The 19,439-nt window shown below is 71.5% G+C and carries 19 protein-coding genes; 7 read left to right on the top strand and 12 right to left on the bottom strand.

Annotated features, from left to right (window positions below; all coding sequences use genetic code 11):
- Window positions 1-53: 53 nt before the first annotated feature.
- A complete protein-coding gene (locus tag ACFUNE_RS34325) occupies window positions 54-812 on the bottom strand; it encodes a DUF4253 domain-containing protein (protein WP_383576274.1) in 759 nt (252 codons plus the stop codon).
- Window positions 813-911: 99 nt separating this feature from the next.
- Window positions 912-1,319 carry an SRPBCC family protein gene (locus ACFUNE_RS34320; RefSeq protein WP_383576271.1) on the bottom strand — a complete coding sequence of 136 codons (408 nt, stop codon included), beginning with the start codon at window positions 1,317-1,319 and terminating at the stop codon, window positions 912-914.
- A 487-nt stretch (window positions 1,320-1,806) separates the two neighbouring features.
- On the opposite strand from ACFUNE_RS34320, the gene ACFUNE_RS34315 reads away from it, so the two are divergent.
- A complete protein-coding gene (locus ACFUNE_RS34315; RefSeq protein ID WP_383576268.1) occupies window positions 1,807-3,270 on the top strand; it encodes a glycosyl hydrolase in 1,464 nt (487 codons plus the stop codon).
- 44 nt (window positions 3,271-3,314) lie between these two features.
- On the top strand, window positions 3,315-4,064 hold the full coding sequence (locus ACFUNE_RS34310) for an SGNH/GDSL hydrolase family protein (RefSeq protein WP_383576265.1): 750 nt from the start codon (window positions 3,315-3,317) through the stop codon (window positions 4,062-4,064).
- A gap of 97 nt (window positions 4,065-4,161) precedes the next feature.
- Here ACFUNE_RS34310 and ACFUNE_RS34305 read toward each other — a convergent pair whose 3' ends face one another.
- From ACFUNE_RS34305 to ACFUNE_RS34295, 3 genes are all read right to left on the bottom strand, one after another.
- On the bottom strand, window positions 4,162-5,247 hold the full coding sequence (locus tag ACFUNE_RS34305) for a CU044_5270 family protein (RefSeq protein WP_383576262.1): 1,086 nt from the start codon (window positions 5,245-5,247) through the stop codon (window positions 4,162-4,164).
- The gene (locus tag ACFUNE_RS34300) at window positions 5,244-5,915 is read right to left on the bottom strand and encodes an RNA polymerase sigma factor (RefSeq protein ID WP_383576259.1); all 672 of its coding nucleotides are present in this window, start codon (window positions 5,913-5,915) and stop codon (window positions 5,244-5,246) included. The genes ACFUNE_RS34305 and ACFUNE_RS34300 overlap by 4 nt, the downstream gene beginning before the upstream one ends.
- 134 nt (window positions 5,916-6,049) lie before the next feature.
- Window positions 6,050-6,958: an alpha/beta fold hydrolase gene (locus tag ACFUNE_RS34295; protein ID WP_383576255.1), complete on the bottom strand. Its 909-nt coding sequence runs from the start codon at window positions 6,956-6,958 to the stop codon at window positions 6,050-6,052.
- 56 nt (window positions 6,959-7,014) lie between these two features.
- Here ACFUNE_RS34295 and ACFUNE_RS34290 point away from each other — a divergent pair, with 56 nt between their 5' ends.
- A complete protein-coding gene (locus tag ACFUNE_RS34290) occupies window positions 7,015-7,563 on the top strand; it encodes a helix-turn-helix domain-containing protein (protein ID WP_383576252.1) in 549 nt (182 codons plus the stop codon).
- A gap of 62 nt (window positions 7,564-7,625) precedes the next feature.
- Here ACFUNE_RS34290 and ACFUNE_RS34285 read toward each other — a convergent pair whose 3' ends face one another.
- The 3 genes from ACFUNE_RS34285 to ACFUNE_RS34275 are packed head-to-tail and all read right to left on the bottom strand — an operon-like array spanning window position 7,626 to window position 9,197.
- Window positions 7,626-8,159 (bottom strand): putative immunity protein, encoded by a 534-nt coding sequence (locus ACFUNE_RS34285; protein ID WP_383576249.1) that lies wholly within the window; start codon window positions 8,157-8,159, stop codon window positions 7,626-7,628.
- 10 nt (window positions 8,160-8,169) lie between these two features.
- Complete coding sequence (locus ACFUNE_RS34280) at window positions 8,170-8,415, bottom strand: DUF397 domain-containing protein (RefSeq protein ID WP_383576246.1); 246 nt, start codon at window positions 8,413-8,415, stop codon at window positions 8,170-8,172.
- Window positions 8,415-9,197, bottom strand: coding sequence for a Scr1 family TA system antitoxin-like transcriptional regulator (locus tag ACFUNE_RS34275; protein WP_383576331.1), 783 nt, complete (start codon window positions 9,195-9,197; stop codon window positions 8,415-8,417). Before ACFUNE_RS34275 ends, ACFUNE_RS34280 begins: the two co-directional genes overlap by 1 nt.
- 151 nt (window positions 9,198-9,348) lie before the next feature.
- Here ACFUNE_RS34275 and ACFUNE_RS34270 point away from each other — a divergent pair, with 151 nt between their 5' ends.
- The gene (locus ACFUNE_RS34270) at window positions 9,349-9,759 is read left to right on the top strand and encodes an ATP-binding protein (RefSeq protein WP_383576243.1); all 411 of its coding nucleotides are present in this window, start codon (window positions 9,349-9,351) and stop codon (window positions 9,757-9,759) included.
- A 112-nt stretch (window positions 9,760-9,871) separates the two neighbouring features.
- Here ACFUNE_RS34270 and ACFUNE_RS34265 read toward each other — a convergent pair whose 3' ends face one another.
- Together ACFUNE_RS34265 and ACFUNE_RS34260 are read right to left on the bottom strand one after the other, a co-directional pair.
- Window positions 9,872-11,149, bottom strand: coding sequence for an LAETG motif-containing sortase-dependent surface protein (locus ACFUNE_RS34265; RefSeq protein ID WP_383576240.1), 1,278 nt, complete (start codon window positions 11,147-11,149; stop codon window positions 9,872-9,874).
- Between the two features lie 284 nt (window positions 11,150-11,433).
- Complete coding sequence (locus ACFUNE_RS34260) at window positions 11,434-12,177, bottom strand: DUF4232 domain-containing protein (RefSeq protein WP_383576237.1); 744 nt, start codon at window positions 12,175-12,177, stop codon at window positions 11,434-11,436.
- Between the two features lie 395 nt (window positions 12,178-12,572).
- Between ACFUNE_RS34260 and ACFUNE_RS34255 the strand changes: the two genes are divergently transcribed.
- On the top strand, window positions 12,573-14,027 hold the full coding sequence (locus ACFUNE_RS34255) for a helix-turn-helix domain-containing protein (RefSeq protein ID WP_383576234.1): 1,455 nt from the start codon (window positions 12,573-12,575) through the stop codon (window positions 14,025-14,027).
- A 31-nt stretch (window positions 14,028-14,058) separates the two neighbouring features.
- Here the strand turns inward: ACFUNE_RS34255 and ACFUNE_RS34250 are convergent, their stop codons facing one another.
- Window positions 14,059-14,979 carry an RNA polymerase sigma-70 factor gene (locus ACFUNE_RS34250; RefSeq protein ID WP_383576231.1) on the bottom strand — a complete coding sequence of 307 codons (921 nt, stop codon included), beginning with the start codon at window positions 14,977-14,979 and terminating at the stop codon, window positions 14,059-14,061.
- A gap of 173 nt (window positions 14,980-15,152) precedes the next feature.
- Here ACFUNE_RS34250 and ACFUNE_RS34245 point away from each other — a divergent pair, with 173 nt between their 5' ends.
- The gene (locus tag ACFUNE_RS34245) at window positions 15,153-15,638 is read left to right on the top strand and encodes a carboxymuconolactone decarboxylase family protein (RefSeq protein ID WP_383576229.1); all 486 of its coding nucleotides are present in this window, start codon (window positions 15,153-15,155) and stop codon (window positions 15,636-15,638) included.
- 95 nt (window positions 15,639-15,733) lie between these two features.
- On the opposite strand, the gene argS is transcribed toward ACFUNE_RS34245, so the two are convergent.
- Window positions 15,734-17,503: an arginine--tRNA ligase gene (gene argS / locus ACFUNE_RS34240; RefSeq protein WP_383576226.1), complete on the bottom strand. Its 1,770-nt coding sequence runs from the start codon at window positions 17,501-17,503 to the stop codon at window positions 15,734-15,736.
- A gap of 147 nt (window positions 17,504-17,650) precedes the next feature.
- Between argS and lysS the strand changes: the two genes are divergently transcribed.
- Window positions 17,651-19,411 (top strand): lysine--tRNA ligase, encoded by a 1,761-nt coding sequence (gene lysS / locus ACFUNE_RS34235; protein WP_383576223.1) that lies wholly within the window; start codon window positions 17,651-17,653, stop codon window positions 19,409-19,411.
- The last annotated feature ends 28 nt before the right edge of the window (window positions 19,412-19,439 follow it).

Here is a 19,439-nt window from a genome sequence, read left to right as displayed (position 1 = left end):
CGGCTCTCCCGGCCCGTCGCACGCGGGTTGTCCGTCGCGCGACCCGGACGGCCTCAGTCCCACCAGAAGGACCACGTCTCCTGGCCCAGGAGGTGCTTCTCGGCGTAGACGTCCATGCCGTTCGGAGGGACCGCCTCGACGTTGTCCGGGCAGAAGGCGAAGTGCTCGGCCGCCAGGGCCCGGGCTTCCGCCGCAGTGGTCGGAGGCCGTCCCACGGACACCGTCAGGGTGTCGAAGCCGAGGGCGACGACCCGGATGTCGAAGCGGTCCTCCCATGAGCGCAGTACGGCGCAGAGCCGGGCCACGTCGTTCTCGTGGTTGAGCGGGCCCGACCAGCCGATGGCCGCCGGGATGTCCGCACTGCGGCGGGCGGGCACGAGGGCCGCCCGTACGGAGTCCGTGAGCATGTCGGCTATCTCGGCGGCCAGTTCGTCCGGGGTCTCCGGCGTGCTGGCGGCGGGCCCGGGGGCCAGGCCCGGCCACCGGGCGGACTCCTCCTCCAGCTCGTCCGAGGCGTAGGCCTCCCAGGCCTCGGCGAGGACCTCCTCGGCGTCGTGGTCGCCGGGGTAGCTGGTGTCGGCCGGGCAGAGCTCCCACTCCTGGGGGCCCTCGTCGCGGCGGCCGGTGTCGATCAGCACCGGGAGCAGCCCGAGCGGGCGGCCGGTGGCCCGCAGCCGGGTCCAGTCGCCCGGCCGTGCGGGCGCGTCCGCGTACCAGAGCAGGGGCTCGTGCCACGGTCCGTCGCCGGTGGTGTCCACGAGCGTGCCTGCCGGGAGGGCGAGCGAGGGCAGTTGGTTGGGAAGGGTCGCCATGACCGGTCACCCTAGGGTCTGCCACTGACAGCCCCCCCTGACGAAACGTCATGCCCTGGCCTTGGGCCTTGCCCCTGCTCGGCTGTCGGGCCCGGGGGCTCAGGCCCGTTCGACGATCCGCTTGAGCGTCGCGAGGTCGGCGGAGACCGCGGCCTCGTCGCTGCGGAACTCCTCCGCGCTCACGCCCGGCCGGTGGCGCAGCGTGAACACGACCTCGCAGCCGGGGCCGTCCGCGATCACGCGTACCGGGTTGTAGACGGTCTCGCCTGAGGGCAGGGTGACGTGGTGATCGAGGACGCCGAAGTCGTTCCTGGGCGCGAAGTCGACCACGACGCGTCCCATGGGGGAGTCGGCGATCCACTGCCCGTCGGTCTCCTCGACCGCTGCCCCGAGCCCCGCCGCCCACTCGGGGAGGTGGGACGGGTCCGACGCGTAGGCGTAGACCTGGCCGGCGGGGCGGTCGATGTGAATGCTGAGGTGCCGGGATCCGGCGTCGGATGTGGTCATGGCGGCGACGCTACCCAGCCGGCCCGTCCTCGTCCTGGACGGATCGGACACCGGAGCGTCTCCGGTCGGCTGCTACGGGACCGGCCCCCGGGCCGGGTGGCCGGCGCATGCGCCCGGTCCGCCGTGTCCTCCGCTCCTCCTGCCGCGCCCGTCCGGCGCGTGTTCCGGTGGCCGTGCGGAGGCGAGGAGCCGACGGGTCGTCACAGGCTTCTTCTGTCACAGGCGTTGACGGGGCGCTCGGGAGTGCCTAAAAAGTTCTATTACATCGATGTAAGAACCGCTCGGCGAGCAGCGCACGATGTCCGCCTCCGTATGCCCGAAGCGTTGATGGGAGCGCTCCCCCGCTCCCTGGGGCTGCCGGCTGCCCCACAGCCGGCGACGGAAGCCAGCCCTGTCCCGCTCCCGGCCACCCGGCCCAGGGCGCGGGACAGGGGCTCGTCCCCCCACGCCCCATCCGTCACGGTTTCCCCCACGAAACGAGACTTCAGTGACTCCCACCCTGAGCAGAACCCGAGTGGCCACGGCAGGCATCGCGCTGGCCCTGCTCGCGGCCGTGGCTCTCCCGCAGGCCTTACCGGCCGCGGCCGCCCCCCGGGCGGCCGCTCCGGCCGCCGACGTCACCGCCGAGGCCGAGGACGGCACCCTGGACGGTGTCACCGTCGGCGCCGCCGAACCCGGTTACTCGGGCACCGGATACGTCGAGGGGTTCGACAGTGAGGCCGACAGCGTGCGGATCCCGCTGCCGGACACGCCCGCAGGGCTCTACTCGCTGACCGTGCGCTACCGCTCCCCGTACGGGGACAAGCACACCGGCCTGGAGGTGAACGGAACCGGCCTCGGCGATCTGGTCCTGCCGGGCGGCACCGCGTTCGGTGACGCGGACGCAGGCAGGGTCCTGCTCAAGGACACCGGCAACGTGGTGACCGTCCACAGCGGCTGGGGCTACTACCAGATCGACTCGTTGACCGTCCGCCCCGTACCGGACCGTCCGGCCCATCAGCTCGGCGGCGTACCGGTCGATCCGCAGGCCACCCCCGAAGCGCGCTCCCTGCTCTCCTACCTGTCCGACCACTACGGGACCGACACGCTCAGCGGGCAGCAGGACACCACCAACATCGAATGGCTGGAGCGAAACGTCGGCAAGGCCCCGGCCGTCGCGGGTCTGGACATGATGGATTACTCGCCCAGCAGGGTGGAGCACGGCGCGGCCTCGTCCGAGGTGGAGCACGCCCTCGACTGGGACCGGCGCGGGGGCATGACCACCTTCGTGTGGCACTGGAACGCGCCCAGCCACCTCATCGACCAGCCGGGCAAGGAGTGGTGGCGCGGCTTCTACACCGACGCCAGCACCTTCGACGTCGCCGCGGCGCTGGCGGACCCCCAGTCGGAGGACCACCGGCTCCTGCTCCGTGACATCGACGCGATCTCGGCGCAGCTGGCGCGGCTCCAGGACGCCGGGGTGCCCGTGCTCTGGCGCCCCTTGCACGAGGCGGAGGGCGGCTGGTTCTGGTGGGGCGCGAAGGGTGCCGGGCCCGCCAAGGAGCTGTACCGCCTGATGTACGAGCGGATGACCGTCCACAACGGTCTGCACAACCTGATCTGGGTGTGGAACTCGGTCGACCCCGCCTGGTACCCGGGCGACGACGTGGTGGACGTGGTGAGCGCCGACTCCTATCCGCAGGCCGGCGACCACGGGCCCGTGTCCGGCACGTACGAACGCCTGGTGTCCCTCACCGGCGACACGAAGCCCGCGGCGCTCACGGAGGTCGGCCCGGTCCCGGACCCCGAGCTGATGCGCGCCTACCGCTCGGACTGGAGCTGGTTCGTGACCTGGGGCGGCGACTTCCTGACCGACGGGGTGAGCAACCCCGTGGACTTCCTCAAGAAGGTCTACGACGACCCGCACGTCATCACCCTGGACAGCCTCGGCGACTTCAAGCACCACAGCTGAACGGCGCCGTTTCCCCCCACCGGAACACACCCCCTGGAGACATGATGCGTGCCTCGAACCCGCCTTCCCCCGGCGCACCCGCCGCCGGCCGTCCCACCCGCAGACGCCGTGCCGGGGCGCTCTGCGCCTCCGTGGCGGCCGCATGCGTCCTCGCCCTGGGCGCGCCGGGCACCGCGAGCGCCGAATCCAACGGCGGACTGCGGATCATGCCGTTGGGCGACTCCATCACCGACGGCTTCAACGTGCCCGGTGGGTACCGCACCCGGCTGTGGCAGCGTGCGGCTGCCGACGGGCGGACCGACGACTTCGTCGGTTCCGGGTTCAACGGGCCCCCGGAGCTGGGGGACCACGACCACGAGGGCCACTCCGGCTGGCGGATCGACGAGATCGACGCGCAGATCACGGGGTGGCTCCAGGCCACCGGCCCGCGCAGCGTGCTTCTGCACATCGGCACCAACGACGTCGTGCAGGACCGGGACGTGGCCGGGGCTCCGGGACGGCTCTCCGCGCTCATCGACCACATCACGGCGACAGCCCCGGACGCCGACCTGTTCGTCAGCGACATCGTCCCCTTCTCCGACCCGGTCCTGGAGCAGCGTGCCGCGGCGTACAACGGGGCCGTACCCGGCGTCGTCGAGGCCTGGGCGGCGCAGGGCCGGCACGTCCACTTCGTGCCCATGCACGACGCGCTGGGCACCGCCGACCTCGCCGACGGTGTCCACCCCAACGCCGGTGGCTACGCCAAGATGGCGGACCGCTGGTACGCGGCCCTCAGCGCCGGCCCCTGGATCTGACGCACCGTCCCCCGCATCCCCCCACACCGTCCTGGAGGCGACTCATGTGACCGGTGCCGGGGCGCACGGCCGCGCCCCGGCAGCTCTCCGCGCGGGATCAGGTGGTCGTCGACGGCTTCCCGGCCGACGGCCTTTCGCGGAGGGCGTCGACGACCGCGCGCTCCAGGACGGCCGACCGGTTGATCAGGGTGCCTTTCCTGCCCATGGAGGTGTCCCTGATGAGGTAGCTCCGTTCGCCCAGGTACTCCAGGGTGGTCGGGTCGAAGATCCAGGCGGTTCGCCAACCGGCCCGGGTGTCGTCGCGGGCCACGCCGATCCCGTGCCGGCCGGCCGCGTCCACCGCGTCGGGGTCCTCGGTCACGCCGGGGATCCTCGCCGCTGCCCTGTAGAGGGCGGACGCGGTCCTCGGCGGCATCACCGTCTCCCGCAGCAGCTCACCGATGGTGTCGAACGCGTCCCGGTCCGGGTCCCGGTCCTCGGCCGGGGTGTCACGCGCGTCCTGGTCCGTGGTGATCTCGGTGGCGAGCCGCCGCAGCAGGGCGTCGGGGTCGGTGGGCAGGGAGGCCAGCCATGTGTACGTCGGCCGGCTGAGGCCCGCCGGGTAGCCGACGGGCTTCTCACCGTCCGGGACCCCGACGGTGATCGGGATGTACGAGCCGTCCTGGTGGATCAGGCCCTCATCGGTCACCGGCCCCGACTCCTGCGTCATCCAGACCTCACGCTCGCGCGGCTCGGTCAGCTTCACCGGGCCGTCGAACATGCCCTCGTTCTCGGCCGTCAGCGTCCTGACGTACACGAACTGGTCGCCGTTGGGCTTCTGTTCACCGCTCTTCGAGGCGACCGAGGCGATCCGGTCCAGCAGCACGGCCGCGCCGCGCGGGGCCGTGGCGGCGGAGCCGGTGCCCGCGGCGGACGGCGCCGGAGCGCTGTCCTGGCCGGTCACGGCGAGCGTGGTGAGCAGTACGCCGCCCAGGGCCAGTCCGGCGGCGGGCAGCAGGACGGCGGGGCGCAGGAGGCGGGGGCGTGCGGTGGCGCGGTCGCCGTCCTGGTCGATCAGACGCATCAGGGTGTCCTTGTGGTGGAGGTGACGGCCAGGGGGCAGGTCCCGTTCGGCCGGGGCCGGCAACAGCCGGGCCATTTCCTCGCGTTCGGCCCGCTCGGGGCCGGAGGTACGGTCGTTCATCGGGCTTCCTCCTGGATGGGCAGGGCCACGAACGCGGCCCTGCTCCCTACCTCTCCGCGGCCCGGGCGGGGTTCCCGGCCGGACCGGACTTCTCCTCCGGGGTGTGGCTCCCGCGCGGGCCCGTCCGCTGCTGACGGGCCGAGCCGCTCGTCGGTGAGCCGGCGCAACCGGGCACGGGCACGGGACAGCCGGGAGCGCACGGTGCCCACCGGGATGCCCAGGGCCTCGGCCGCCTCGGCGTAGTCCAGCCCGGACCAGACGCAGAGCACCAGCACCTCGCGTTCGTGGCGGCGGAGCCCGTCGAGTGCCTGCCCCACCGCGGCGAGCCGCCGTACGTCGTCGACGTGTCCGGCCGTGGCGTCAGCGATGTCCACCACCGGTCCCGGGGCGGGGTCCCGGGACAGGAAGGCCAGGCGCCGGCGGATGCCGCGGTTGGCGTTGCGCGCCTTGTTCGTGGCGATCCCGAGCACCCACGGCCGCAGCGAGCCGCCCTCCGGCTCGACGGTGTGACGGGTGCGCCATGCTGCCAGGAAGGTCTCGGACATCACTTCCTCGGCCGTCGACCAGTTGCCCGTCAGCCGGTAGGCGTGGTTGTAGACCGCCCGCGCGTACTCCTCGTAGAGCGCGGCGAACGCCTCGTGATCGCCCGCCCTGATCCGTGCACGCATGCGCTCCCCATCTCGCTGTTCCTCACACCTCACACCACCTACCTCTCCGGTCCGGGCGGGGGGTTCCGGTGACCCGCGCCACACCACGGGGGCGCTGGGCGGTGGACGCTGATCCGCCGGGGACGGGGCAGTCCTCAGGCGCGGTCCAGGAGGTCCAGGATCGCCTGGAGCACGGCGTCCTGGCTCTCCTCGTGCAGCCAGCCGTGACCTGCGTCGGGGAGGGTGCGGTGCTCACCGCGCGGGACCGAGGACGCCAGCCGGGCGTGGAGGTCCGACTTGGTGTCGTTGATCCACCGGAGCACGTCGTCCGACCACAGCTGGGCCTGGGTGTCGTCGTGGCCCAGGGCGGTGACCACGATCAGGGGGATGCCGGGCAGGGCCCGTGCGGTTCTCAGCTCCTCGGCGACCTCGTCGTAGAGGTTGCGGTCCTCGCGCAGACCGGCCTTCCATGCCGCGGTGGCGTGGTGCTCGGCGAGTGGACCGCGTACGGCGTCGGGCCACTTGGCGAAGAGGGGGGCTGCCTGTCGGCGGGCCTGGTCGAGCTGGTCCGGCGACAGTTCCGGTATCTCCATGCGGTGGAGCGCGGTGAGCCTCTCGCGTGCCTCCTGCGGGGCGAGCTCGTGGAGGTCCTCGTGGAAGGGGTCCAGCAGGAGCAGCCCCGCCACGTCCTCCGGGTGGTGGTGGGCGAAGTGGCGGGCGTACGCGCCGCCCAGGGAGTGGCCGACGAGGACGTACGGGCCCGGCACGCCCGCTGTCCGGAGGAGGGTGTGGAGCTCGGTGGTGACGTCGGCGGCGGTGCGGGGGAGCGCGGCCGAGTCGCTCCAGCCGGTGCCGGCCCGGTCGTAGAGCACGCTGGTGGTGGTTCCGGCCGTCCGGTCGTGGATGTTCAGGTAGTCCAGACCCACCTGACCGGCGCCGGGGAGGAAGACCACCGCGGGGCCGCCCTCCCCGGAGCGGTGAAGCATCAGTCGGCGGCCGGAGACCTCGTACAGCTGCCCCAGCGGAGGTCGGGAGCGCGTTGCTTCGGGCGTGGGGCGCGGCATGGGAGCGCCTCCCTTCTCAAGTTTGAGAAAGGTATCGAAGATGAGAACATGCGTCCATGGAAACGGTTGATCTGCTGCTGCACCCGGTGCGGATGCGCATCGTGCACGCCATGCACGACGGGCGGACCCGCACGACGACCGAGCTCTGCGCTCTGCTGCCCGATGTCTCGAAGGCCACCGTCTACCGGCACGTCGGCCTGCTGGCTGAGGGCGGTCTCTTGGCCGTCGAGGAGGAGCAGCGCGTGCGCGGCGCCGTCGAGCGGCGCTACCGGCTGGTGCGCGACCGCGCGGTGATCGACGCCGCGACAGCGGCATCCCTGTCACCCGAGGACTACCGCCGGGCCTTCGCGGTCGCCATGGCCACCCTGACGGCGGAGTTCAACGCGTACGCCCACGGCGAGGGGGCCGACCCGTCCGCCGACCTGGTCGGCTTCCGTCAGCACGCGCTGTGGCTCGACCCGGACGAACTCCAGCAGATGATCGCCGAGTTGCGTGCCGTGATCGTCCCCCGCCTGGCCTTCGGTCCGGCGCCGGAACGCACACGGCATCTGCTCAGCCCGATCCTCTTCCCGGCGGAGCCCCGGCCCGAGCCCGCCGCCGACTGACCTCGACCGTTCGGACCCTGGTTTCGGCGCGGGTCGTCATGTGCGGGGGCGTGCGGGGCCCGTCACCGGCGAAGGCCTGCGTCCAGCAGGCGGGTCAGCTCGCCGACACGTCCGCCGCCGGTCGGCGCCGCCGGATAGCGGGCGAGTACGTCCACGACGCCCGGCGTCGCGCGCCCCACCGCCTCCTCGACACGATCGGCTCCCACGGCCGGATCGTCGCCGGCGAGCAGCTCGGCCGCCCTGGCCGCGTGGGCGGCTGCCCCCAGGATGTGCTTGACCTGGGTGGGCTTGGGCAGCGGATGCAGGTAGGCGGCGCCCGCAGCCGCCATCGCGGCCCTCGCCGCCTCGCGGCCGGCCGGGGTGTCCGCGCACTTCGCCGCCTTGAGCGCTGCCCACGCCGTGTCGCGCAGAGCCTTTCCACGCTCGCCGCCCCGCGCGAACTCCCAGGCGGCGCCGATCGCTTCACGAGGGCGCGTGTCGTCGGGCTGCTCGGCCTCGAAGGCCTCCAGTGTGCTGTCCGCGCACGCTGCGGCGAAGGCCGTCACCTCGCGGAGGTCCTGGGTGCTCAGCTCGATCTCGCCCGCTGCGTCCGCCACGGCTACGTGGTCAGCCCCGGGCTGCGGCGTAGGCGGCGAAGGACGACCAGGCGGCGGGGGCGACGGTAAAGGTGGGGCCGTCGGGGTTCTTGGAGTCGCGGACGTGGATGGCGCTGGGGTGGGCGGCGACTTCGATGCAGTTGCCGTCGTCGCTGCCGCTGTAGCTGGACTTGCGCCATTCGTAAGCCACTTCGAGGCACTGGCCGCCTTCGCTGCCGCTGTAGCTGGACTTGAACCAGTGCATTGCGGTGCCCATCACTCTCCCAGCAGACGGTCCAGCAGGCCCAAAGTCTCCTCAGGGCTACGTGCCTGAGCTCGCAGCATTGCATATTTCTGCGACAGGATGCTGACCTCATTCGGGTCGGAGACGAGCTGGCTTCCCCGTTGCGTCTCGGAGTAGGCGATGTACTGGTGTTCTGGGGTCTCCAGCAAGGTGAACGGGCCGTCGAGCCCAGCGTGGCTCCTGCTGACGAGGGGCAGGATCTGGAGGCAGACCCCTGGCAACAGGGCGCACGTGTGTAGGTGACGCAGTTGCTCCAGGTATTGCCGCTTCGGCAATAGTTGAAGCATGAGAGCGGCCTCCCAGACCACCATGCTGATCGTTGGTGGATTGCTGCGGCGCAGGATCTCCTGGCGTTCAAGGCGGGCAGTTGCCTGAGCGGCGACCTCGTCGTCGCTGAACGCGGGCACTCGGTTGCGGAAGACCGCCTTCGCGTATGCCTCGGTCTGGAGTAGCCCCGGAATTACGTGGCTGTCGTACCACGACAGCGCCAGCGCCTCCCGTTCCAGGTCCATGTACTGCTCCGCCCACGCCGGGATCAGGTCCACCTCCGGCAGGTTGTCCACCGCCGTCTCCAGCGCGCCCTTCGTGCCCAGGAGCTGGTCCAGGCGGCGGGCGAGGTCGGGCAGCAGCGCGCGGCGGCCCTGTTCGATGGAGGCGATCGTCTCCAGCTGGACGGCGGCCCGGTCCGCCAGCTGGGCCTGGGTGAGGTCCGCCGTCATGCGGAACAGACCGACCAGCTTGCCGACGAGCTTCATGGCGGACGCGTTCTTGCGCTGCCGCTTCCTGGGGTGCATACGGTCGGACTCCCCGCCCTCGTACGTACTTCACGCATGCGCGGCCCGTACAAGAAATCTGTACGGGTTCACCTACTGCCTGAGGGTATGCACAGAGAGTGACCATCGTCCCGTGAACGAGACGATGCAACCCTCCCTGCTGCGCGAGCGGTTCTGCCGCCGTGAGCGCCGGTCCGTCCCCGCTGTCCGGGAGTTCGTGGGTACGGCGGCGGCTGACTGGGGATTCGAGGCGCGGGCGGACGACGTGCTGCTGTGCGTGAGCGAGCTGGCGACCAATGCGCTGCTGCACGGCGTGCCGCCCGGGCGGGGCTTCCTCGTGAGGCTGAGGCTCGTGGAGGGAGGGCGCGAGCTGCTCGTGGAGGTGCACGACAGCGGGGGCGGAGTGCCGGTGGTGCGGGAGCCCTGCGGGGAGTCGGGGCGCGGGCTGCTGCTGGTGGACGCGCTCGCCGACCGGTGGGGTGTCGGGGAGCGGGACCCCGGGAAGGTCGTGTGGTGCGTGTTCTCCGGGCCCGCGCCGATGTGAGGATCGCGTCGTGACACAGCGGCGGGCCCGGCACCGTTGCTCGGTGCCGGGCCCGCCGGGTGGTCACTCGCCTGGAGCGGTGGGGTGCCTGGCCGGCATCCCGCCCCGTGGGTCAGGCGTGGGAGCCGGCCTTGCGGCGGCGTACGACGAACACCGCGCCCGCGCCGATCGCCAGGGCCGCGCCGCTCGCCAGGGCGAGCTGCGACGTCGCGTCGGACGAGCCGGTGGCGGCGAGGCTGCCGCTCGTCGGGGTGGCCGACGCACCGGTCTGCGGCGAGAGGTTGGAGTTGGGCTTGGAGCTCGGCTGGGCGTCCGGGACCTTGCCGGGCTTGGTGCCCGCCGCGGCGATCATGAACTCGTAGCCCTCGAGGTCAGGACTCCCGCCGCAGGTGCCGTTGTCGTTCCAGTAGTCACCGGCGACGAAGGTGACGCCGTTGCCCGCGGGGGCCTTGGCGTCGATGGAAAGGCGCATCTTGATGTCGGCGTGGGCGCCGGCCTTCAGCGGGCTGATGCGGTCCATGTAGTTCTCGTTGTCCACGTTCTTCCACGCGGAGGACGAGGCGGAGGACCACTGCAGGTGCACCAGGTGGTCGAGGTCCTTGAGGCCGGTCTTGTCGGTCGCGTGGACGTAGGCGAAGGGGTACACCTCGTCCATCGTCTTGGTGGTGCCGTTGGTCACCCGGAGCTTGAAGTCGGTCTTCGTGCCGGCGACGACGGTGGACGGCAGGCCCGTGACGACCGTGGTGAGCTTGGCCTCGGGGACGCAGGTCTCGTCCTCGCCGCCGCCCTCGGCCTCCTCCTCCTTCGCCTTGGCCAGCGCCTCGTCGGCGGCGTCCTTGTCGGCGAGCGCGGCCTTGGCCGCCTTCTGCGCCGTGCCGATGGCTCGCGCCGCCTCGACCCGCGCGTCGTCCCACGCGTCCTCGGCCTTCAGGACCTCGGCGTCGGCGGTGGTCTTGGCCTCGTCGGCGGTCTTGGCGGCTGCCTGCGCCCCGGTGAGCACGGCCTCGGCGGCGGCCTTGTCCTCGTCGGTGGCCGTCTCCGGGAGGGCGTCGATCGCGGCCTGGGCGTCGAGGACGTCCTGGTCGGCGGTGGTCTTTGTGGTGGCGGCTTCCACGGCCACCGCCTTGGCGGCGTCGTAGGCCACCTTCAGGGGAGAGGCGTCGGTGTCGAGTGCCTCCAGCACCGCCTTGGCGGCCTCCACGGCCGCTACGGCGTCGTCGTACACCGCCTGTGCCGCGGCGGCGGCTATCTCCAGCTCCGCGACGGACGGCTTGTTCTGCGTCTGCGAGGCCGGCTTGTCGTCTGCGAAGGCGGGGGTGACCGACAGCAGGACCAGCGGCGTGGTGACTGCGGCGGCAACAGCTGTGGCAAGAATGCGGCGAATCTTCACAAGGGCCCTTCGGGGTACGGAACAGCAAAAAAAGAAGAAGGGGTCGCCAGCGGAAATGGGTCACGCAGATGCGACGTGAGGTGATCGTATGACCGTGAAGGTGATCCGGCGTCACGCTTTCTTCACACGTTCCCGCCAATACCACACTCTTGCGGCGGACAGAGAAGGTGAAAGGGGGCAGTTGCCTCCTCCGTCTGTGCTTTCGCTGTGATCAATGCCACAGAGGGCAGGGCTGCGACGTTCCGGGAGCCCGTCGCGGCCCTGCCCTGCCCATGTCGAGCCGGTCAGTACATGAGGGCGTCGTCCATGTCGGTCTGCCAGTACGTCACGGCCAGTGTGCTGTCGACGTAGACCTTCTTGCCGAGCGGGACGTTCACCATGGCGCCCGCGGAGCCGCCGTCGCGGCCCTGGAAGCCGACGGCCAGGTCCTTGGTCGAGTAACCGCCGGAGCCGCTGCCGTCGGCGGACGAGGTCATGACGCCGGTGTACGCGGACTCGCCGGGGGAGAGGACGACCACGGATTGCGGGATGCTGTCCTCCACGACCTGGGGCACGGACTGCGCCTCGCCGAACCGGAGGAACGGGTAGGAGTAGGCGTAGCAGGGCTTCGAGCCGGTGTTGGTCACCGTGAGCAGCATGTGGTTGATGGGGCGCTGAACACTCGTCATCGTGAGCTTCGTGTTCGCGCCGGTGCAGGTGACCGGGGACGCGCCGGTGCCGCTGCTGTTGACCTGTTCGGCCGTAGGCTTCGCGGCGTTCGCGGCGGGCTTCGCGGTGGAGGAACCGGAATCACTTCCGGTGCCCGAACCGGAGCCGGTGGCCCCCGAGTTTCCGGTCGTCCCCTCGCTCGTGTCCGCCGCCGGGGCCGCGGAGGTGCCCTCGGCCGGCGCCTGGGCGGCCGAGTCACCGGAGCCTTCCGCAGCCGACGGGCTGCCGCTCTGGCAGGCGGTCAGCGACAGGGCCGCGATCAGTGCGGCGGTGCCCAGGGCGGAGGTGCGGGCGGCGCGGCGGAAACGAAGGTTGCGCATGAGTGGTTCTCCCCGTTCGAAGGTGGTGAGTGCCCGGAGCGCCGAGTTGGCGCCCTGACGTGCGGGCGGGTGTACTGAGCGGTGACGCATGGTCAGAGGCGTTACAGGAGTGCGATGACGACCGCGACGCAGACGATCAGCACTCCCGCGGCTACCGCGTCGGTCAGGCTCAGTTCAGGTCGATTGCGCACGGCGGCTCCCGGGACGGGTGAGGGTGGGATGTACGGGTCGCGGGGAACGCCGCGGTGTGTCCACATCCTTTCCAGCCCCGGAATCCGGTCGCAACGGCTGTCGGGGCATGCGGGACGCTGGAACGCTTTCGCGCCCTCTGACCTGCGCGGACATCACCTCCCTGGAATGCCTTTCCGGGAAGGAACGGAAGGGGAACGGTCGGGGTGGGCACAGAGATCCAGGATTTCGCGGAGCTGCTCAGAGGGCTGAAGGAGCGGTCCGGGCTCAGCTACGGGGCGCTCGCCCAGAAGCTGCACATGAGCACGTCGACCGTCCACCGGTACTGCAACGGGGATGCGGTCCCTCATGACTACGCGCCCGTCGAGCGCTTCGCGCGGGTGTGCCGGGCCTCGGCCGACGAGCTGATGGCGCTGCACCGGAAGTGGATCCTCGCCGACGAGGCGAAGCGGCGCGGGACGAGGAAGCCGGAGGCGGACGGAGCCGCCGGTGACTCCGGCGCCCCTGCCACTGCCCCGGGCGCCCTCGCCGACCCTGCTCCTGCCGCTCCCGCCCTGCCGTCTCCGCCCGGAGCCGGGCCGGCCGTGCCGGTGCCGGCGGCATCCGAGGCCGAGGCTCCCGACGGCGCCGAACCTGAAGCGGAATCAGAGCACGGACTCGAAGCGGAATCCCTGTCGGAGGACGTGACACCCGAGGGCCCCCGGCGCGGGGCCGCCGCCCCCCGCCGCACCCCCCGGAGACTGCGTGTCCTGCTCACCGCCGTGGCGGTCGTGGCGCTCACCGTGCCTGCGGCTCTCGTCGTGCGGGGGCTCGGCAACGACGCGCCGGCCGACGACAAGCAGTCGGACGCGGCGTTCAGCGACGCTCCCGTGGGGCCGAGCGGCCGTGCGAGCGGGAGCGGGAGCGGGAAGCCGAGCAGCAGCGGCAGTCCTTCCGCGACACCCGGGACGAGCACGTCCTCGCCGAGTGGCGCGCGCGGTGGCCCGGCGACGCCCCCGGCCCCCTCGCGTGAGCCGCGGAGCGACGGGGTACCCGTCCACGCCACCATCAGCTCGTACAACTGGGAGTCGCCGTGCGGGCAGTACTACCTGCTCGACCAGGAGCCCGACGACGTCCCTCCGCCGCCCCCGCCCCAGGACACCCGTGGCTGGGCGCGAGCCCTCGGCGGTGTGGACGGGGGCGACATGATGCTCGAACTCACCGTCCAGGGGACGTCCGGTGAGGCGGTCGTGCTGAACGGGCTGCATGTACGGGTGCTCGGGCGCGACGCGGCGCTCGCCCGCTCCGCGTACTCGATGGGCAACGGCTGCGGGAGCGGGATCACGCCGCGCTCCTTCGATATCGACCTGGACGACAGCCGGCCGCGCTCGAAGCCCGTCGCGGGGACCGAAGGGGACACGGTCGTCCCCGCGAAGGACTTCCCGTACCGGGTGAGCTCCACCGATGTCGAGGTCTTCAACCTCGACGCGCACGTGGAGGGGCACGACGTGACCTGGTACCTGGAGCTGGAGTGGACCAGCGGCGGCAGGAGCGGGGTCCTGCGCATCGACGACGGGGGCAAGCCCTTCCGTACGAGCAGCCTCACGGCCCGGCCGTCGTACTACTACCGCTCGGACACGGCGCAATGGGTCCCGGAGGAGTGGGGCCCGGAGGACCAGTGACGGCCGGGCCGGGGGCGGCCCGGCCGTCGCCTCAGCGGCTCAGGACGGTCTCCTGCTCCATGCGTGACAGCTTCTCGGGGTTGCGCACGGCGTAGAGGCCGGTGATGAGCCCGTCGTCGATGCGCACGGTCACCACGGTGTCGAGTGCGCCGCCGAGCCTGACGACCAGCGCCGGGCAGGCATTGACATGTGCCGTCCGCAGCGACAGCCCGGCGGCCCTGCCGAGCCCGCCGATCAGTAGCCTGGCCACCTTGTCGGCCCCTACGACGGGCCGGAGGACGGCCTGCCTGACTCCTCCGCCGTCCCCGAGGAGAACGGCATCGGGGGCGAGGACGTCGAGCAGGCCCTGAAGATCGCCCGTTTCCACGGCGCGCCTGAACGCGTCGAGCGCGTCCCTGGTCTCGGCACGGGAGACGGCCCCGCGCGGCCGGCGTGCCGCGACGTGCGCCCGTGCGCGGTGGGCGGTCTGGCGGACGGCGGCCGGGCTCTTGCCGACCGCGTCGGCGATCTCCTCGTATCCGAGGTCGAACACCTCGCGCAGCACGAACACCGCCCGCTCGCCCGGCGCGAGTGTCTCCATCACCAGCAGCATCGCCATGGAGACGCTGTCGGCCAGCTCGACGTCGTCGGCCACGTCCGGCGCGGTGAGCAGCGGTTCGGGAAGCCAGGTGCCGACGTAGGACTCCTTGCGGCGGCCGAGCGTGCGCAGGCGGCCGAGCGCCTGCCGGGTGGTGATCCGCACCAGGTAGGCACGCCGGTCGCGCACCGTGCCGAGGTCGACGCCCGCCCACCGGAGCCACGTCTCCTGCAGGACGTCCTCGGCGTCGGCGGCCGAGCCGAGCATCTCGTAGGCGACGGTGAAGAGCAGGTTGCGGTGGGCGACGAACGCCTCGGTGGCGGGATCGGCGCCTCCCTCGTCGGCCGGCTGGCCCTCCGTGCGTCCGCTCTCCATCGGCTGCTCCTGCCTGTCGGCCTCGACGGTCTCCTGTGCACAGGACGCCGCGCCCCGCCGGTCTGTGACAACCGCGAGAGGTGGCGCTCGTCACACGGGCGGCCCGTCACACCGTGCGTGCCGTCGGCATCTCTTGTTCATCCGGTGCAGGACACACGAGTGAGGACGACACGATGAACGCACGGTTCAACCTGTTCGAGAACGAGGTCGGCAGCCGGTTCGCCAAGCGGTTCGCCGGCATGGCCGTGGTGCTCCAGCAGTCACCGCTGCCGCAGTCCACGCAGGAGCTGGTGTCGCTGCGCGCCAGCCAGATCAACGGATGCGGCCACTGCGTCGACATGCACGTCAAGGAGGCCTCGGCCGCCGGTGAGACGGCGGTCAGGCTCCACCTGGTCGCCGTCTGGCGCGAGTCCACCGTGTTCACCGAGGCCGAGCGGGCGGCGCTGGCGCTCGCGGAGGAGGGCACCCGGCTCGCCGACGCCCACCAGGGCGTGTCGGACGAGACGTGGGACCAGGTGCGCAAGCACTACGACGACGACCAGACCGCCGCGCTGATCGCGTTGGTCGCGCTGATCAACGCCGCCAACCGGCTAGCCGTGATCACGCACCAGAAGGGCGGCTCCTACGAGCCGGGCATGTTCGCCGCCGCGCACGGCTGACCGGCGGCCCGAAAGGAATCGCCCGTGCGGGACGGTGTCCCGCACGGGCGATTCCCGTGGTGCGCCCGGACGCCGCAGCGGCGGCCGGGGCGGAGTCAGAGGCGCTCGGGCGTCCGGATGCCGAGCAGCTTCATGCCCTGGTGCAGGGTGCGGGCGGTCAGCTCGACGAGGAACAGCCGGTTCTCGACGACCTCCGCCGGGTTCTCGTCGCTCAGGACCTGGCACTGGTCGTAGAACGTGGTGAGGTGCGAGGCCAGCTGGTAGAGGTACGCGGCCAGCTTGTGCGGCTCGTACCCCTCGGCCACCTCCTCCAGGACCCCGCCGAACTGGTCCAGGTGCAGGCCCAGCGCGCGCTCCGCCGGGGCCAGCTCCAGCTCCGGGTGCGCGGCGGGCTTCGCGTCGCCCGCCTTGCGGAGGATGGAGCGGATCCGGGCGTAGGCGTACTGGAGGTACACCGACGTGTCGCCGTTCAGCGACACCATCTGGTCCAGGTCGAACTTGTAGTCCCGCACGGCGGAGGTCGACAGGTCGGCGTACTTCACGGCGCCCACACCGACGTACCGGCCGTTCTCGACGATCTCGTCCTCGGAGAGGCCCACCTTCTCGGCCTTCTCCCGGACCACGGCGGTGGCCCGCTCGACGGCCTCGTCGAGGAGGTCCTCCAGCCGGACGGTGACGCCCTCACGGGTCTTGAAGGGCTTGCCGTCCTTGCCGAGGACCGTGCCGAAGGCCAACTGGTGCGCCTTGACGTCGTCGTTGAGCCAGCCGGCGCGGCGGGCCGTCTCGAAGACCATCTTGAAGTGCAGGGACTGCCGGGCGTCGACGACGTAGACCAGGGTGTCGGCCTTGAGGCCCTGCACCCGGTCGCGGATCGCGGAGAGGTCGGTGGCCGCGTAGCCGTAGCCGCCGTTGGTCTTCTTGACGATCAGCGGGACCGGGTTGCCGTCCGGGCCCTTCACGTCGTCGAAGAACACGCACAGCGCGCCCTCGGAGCGGACGGCGACGCCCGTCTCCTCCAGGATCCGGCAGGTCTCCTCGAGCATGTCGTTGTAACCGGACTCACCGACGATGTCGGGGTCGTCGATGACCATGTCGAGCTTGTCGAAGACGGAGTAGAAGTAGATCTTCGACTCGTCGACGAAGCGCTGCCAGTGCGCCAGCGTCTCCGGCTCGCCGGCCTGGAGGGCCACCACCCGGTCGCGGGAGCGCGCCTTGAACTCCTCGTCGGAGTCGAAGAGGACCCGCGACGCCTTGTAGACGCGGTTCAGCGACGACATCGCCGCCTCGCCGTCGGCCTGGTCGCCCTCGTGCTTCAGCTCGTCCGGGTGCTCCAGGAGGTACTGGATGAGCATGCCGAACTGCGTGCCCCAGTCGCCGATGTGGTGACGCCTGACGACGTTCTCGCCGGTGAACTCGAGGATCTGGACCACGGCGTCACCGATGACCGCCGACCGCAGGTGGCCGACGTGCATCTCCTTGGCCACGTTCGGCTGGGCGTAGTCGACGACGGTCGTGCCCGCGGACGACTTCAGCGGGACGCCGAGCCGGTCGCCGTCGGCCGCACGGGCGGCGAGGGTCTCCACGATCGCCCGGTCGGTGAGGGTGATGTTGAGGAAGCCGGGGCCGGAGACCTCGATCTCCTTGATCAGCCCACCCGCCGGAAGGGCCGCCGTGACCTGGGACGCCAGCTCGCGGGGGTTGCCCTTGAGCTTCTTGGCGAGCGCGAGGATGCCGTTGGCCTGGAAGTCGGCCCGGTCGCTTCGGCGCAGCAGCGGGTCCGCGGTGCCGGCATCCGGCAGAGCTGCCGTCAGGGCGTCCGCCAGCTGCTGCTGGAGCGTGGAAGCGAGGGAAGGGACCGAAGCCATGAGCCGGCTGCCGTTTCCGTAGGGGGCAAAGGATCACCCCAGTATCCCACGGGGTGCAAAGCCGTTTTCGCGCTGCGGGTGGTACCTGGGAGAATGGGTGTGCCCCTGCTGGGGGACGCCCCTACGAGTCCTACACGAGAGAAGGACGTGCCGACCGTGGCTTCGAGTCAGAGCAGCACCGAGACCGACTGGGTCTCCCGCTTCGCGGACGATGTCATCGCCGAATCGGAGCGACGTGCGCCTGGCAAACCGGTCGTCGTCGCGTCCGGCCTCTCCCCGTCGGGCCCGATCCACCTGGGCAACCTCCGCGAGGTCATGACCCCGCACCTCGTCGCCGACGAGATCCGCCGCCGCGGGTACACCGTGCGCCACCTGATCTCCTGGGACGACTACGACCGCTACCGCAAGGTGCCGAACGGCGTCGAGGGTGTCGACGACTCCTGGCAGGCGCACATCGGCAAGCCGCTGACCTCGGTGCCCGCCCCGGCCGGGTCGGCGTACCCGAACTGGGCCGAGCACTTCAAGGCCGCGATGACGACGGCGCTGGACGAGCTGGGTGTCGAGTACGACGGCATCAGCCAGACCGAGCAGTATCTGGCGGGCACCTACCGCGAGCAGGTCCTGCACGCGATGAAGCACCGGTCCGACATCGACGCCGTCCTGGACCGCTACCGCACCAAGAAGGACGGTGCGGCGGGGGCCAAGGGCGGCAAGAAGCCGCAGCAGAAGAAGGTCGACGAGGCCGAGCTGGAAGCGGCCGAGGGCTCCGGCGCGGCGGACGAGGACGACGGCGGCTCCGGCTCCGCGGGGTACTTCCCGTACAAGCCCTACTGCGGCAACTGCGAGAAGGACCTCACCGTCGTCACGTCCTACGACGACGACACGACCGAGCTGAACTACACCTGCTCGGCCTGCGGCTTCGCCGAGACGGTCCGGCTCAACGAGTTCAACCGCGGCAAGCTGGTCTGGAAGGTCGACTGGCCGATGCGCTGGGCCTACGAGGGCGTGATCTTCGAGCCCAGCGGCGTGGACCACTCCTCGCCGGGCTCCTCCTTCGTGGTCGGCGGCCAGATCGTGCGCGAGGTCTTCGACGGCGTCCAGCCGATCGGCCCGATGTACGCGTTCGTCGGGATCTCCGGCATGGCGAAGATGTCGTCCAGCAAGGGCGGCGTGCCGACCCCGGCCGACGCGCTGAAGATCATGGAGGCGCCGCTGCTGCGCTGGCTGTACGCGCGCCGCAGGCCGAACCAGTCCTTCAAGATCGCCTTCGACCAGGAGATCCAGCGGCTCTACGACGAGTGGGACTCGCTGGCCCGCAAGGTGGCCGACGGCACGGTGCTGCCCGCCGACGCCGCCGCCTACGCACGGGCCGTCGGCACGGCCGCCGGGGAGCTGCCCAGCACCCCCCGCCCGCTGCCGTACCGCACGCTCGCCTCGGTCGCCGACATCACAGCCGGCGCCGAGGACCAGACGCTGCGCATCCTCAGCGAGCTCGACCCCGAGAACCCGCTGACCTCGCTCGACGAGGCCCGGCCCCGGCTCGACCGCGCCGAGAACTGGATCACCACCCAGGTCCCGGCCGAGGCCCGCACCATCGTCCGCGACGAGCCGGACAAGGAGCTGCTCGGCTCCCTGGACGAGCAGGGCCGCGAGTCACTGCGGCTGCTGCTGGAAGGGCTCGACACGCACTGGTCGCTGGACGGGCTGACCACGCTCGTCTACGGAGTGCCGAAGGTGCTGGAGGGCCTGGCGCCGGACGCCAAGCCGACGCCGGAGCTGAAGGTGGCCCAGCGCTCCTTCTTCGCGCTGCTGTACCGGCTGCTCGTCGGCCGTGACACCGGGCCGCGCCTGCCCACGCTGCTCCTCGCGGTCGGGGCGGACCGGGTGCGGACGCTGCTCGGCGCGTGACGGACCGGATGTGAGGAAGGGCGGGCCG

The organism is Streptomyces sp. NPDC057287 (assembly GCF_042667905.1).
Classification (GTDB): Bacteria; Actinomycetota; Actinomycetes; order Streptomycetales; family Streptomycetaceae; genus Streptomyces.
The sequence above is the reverse complement of the archived record's forward strand: the minus strand, read 5'-3'. Positions and strand labels throughout refer to the sequence as shown.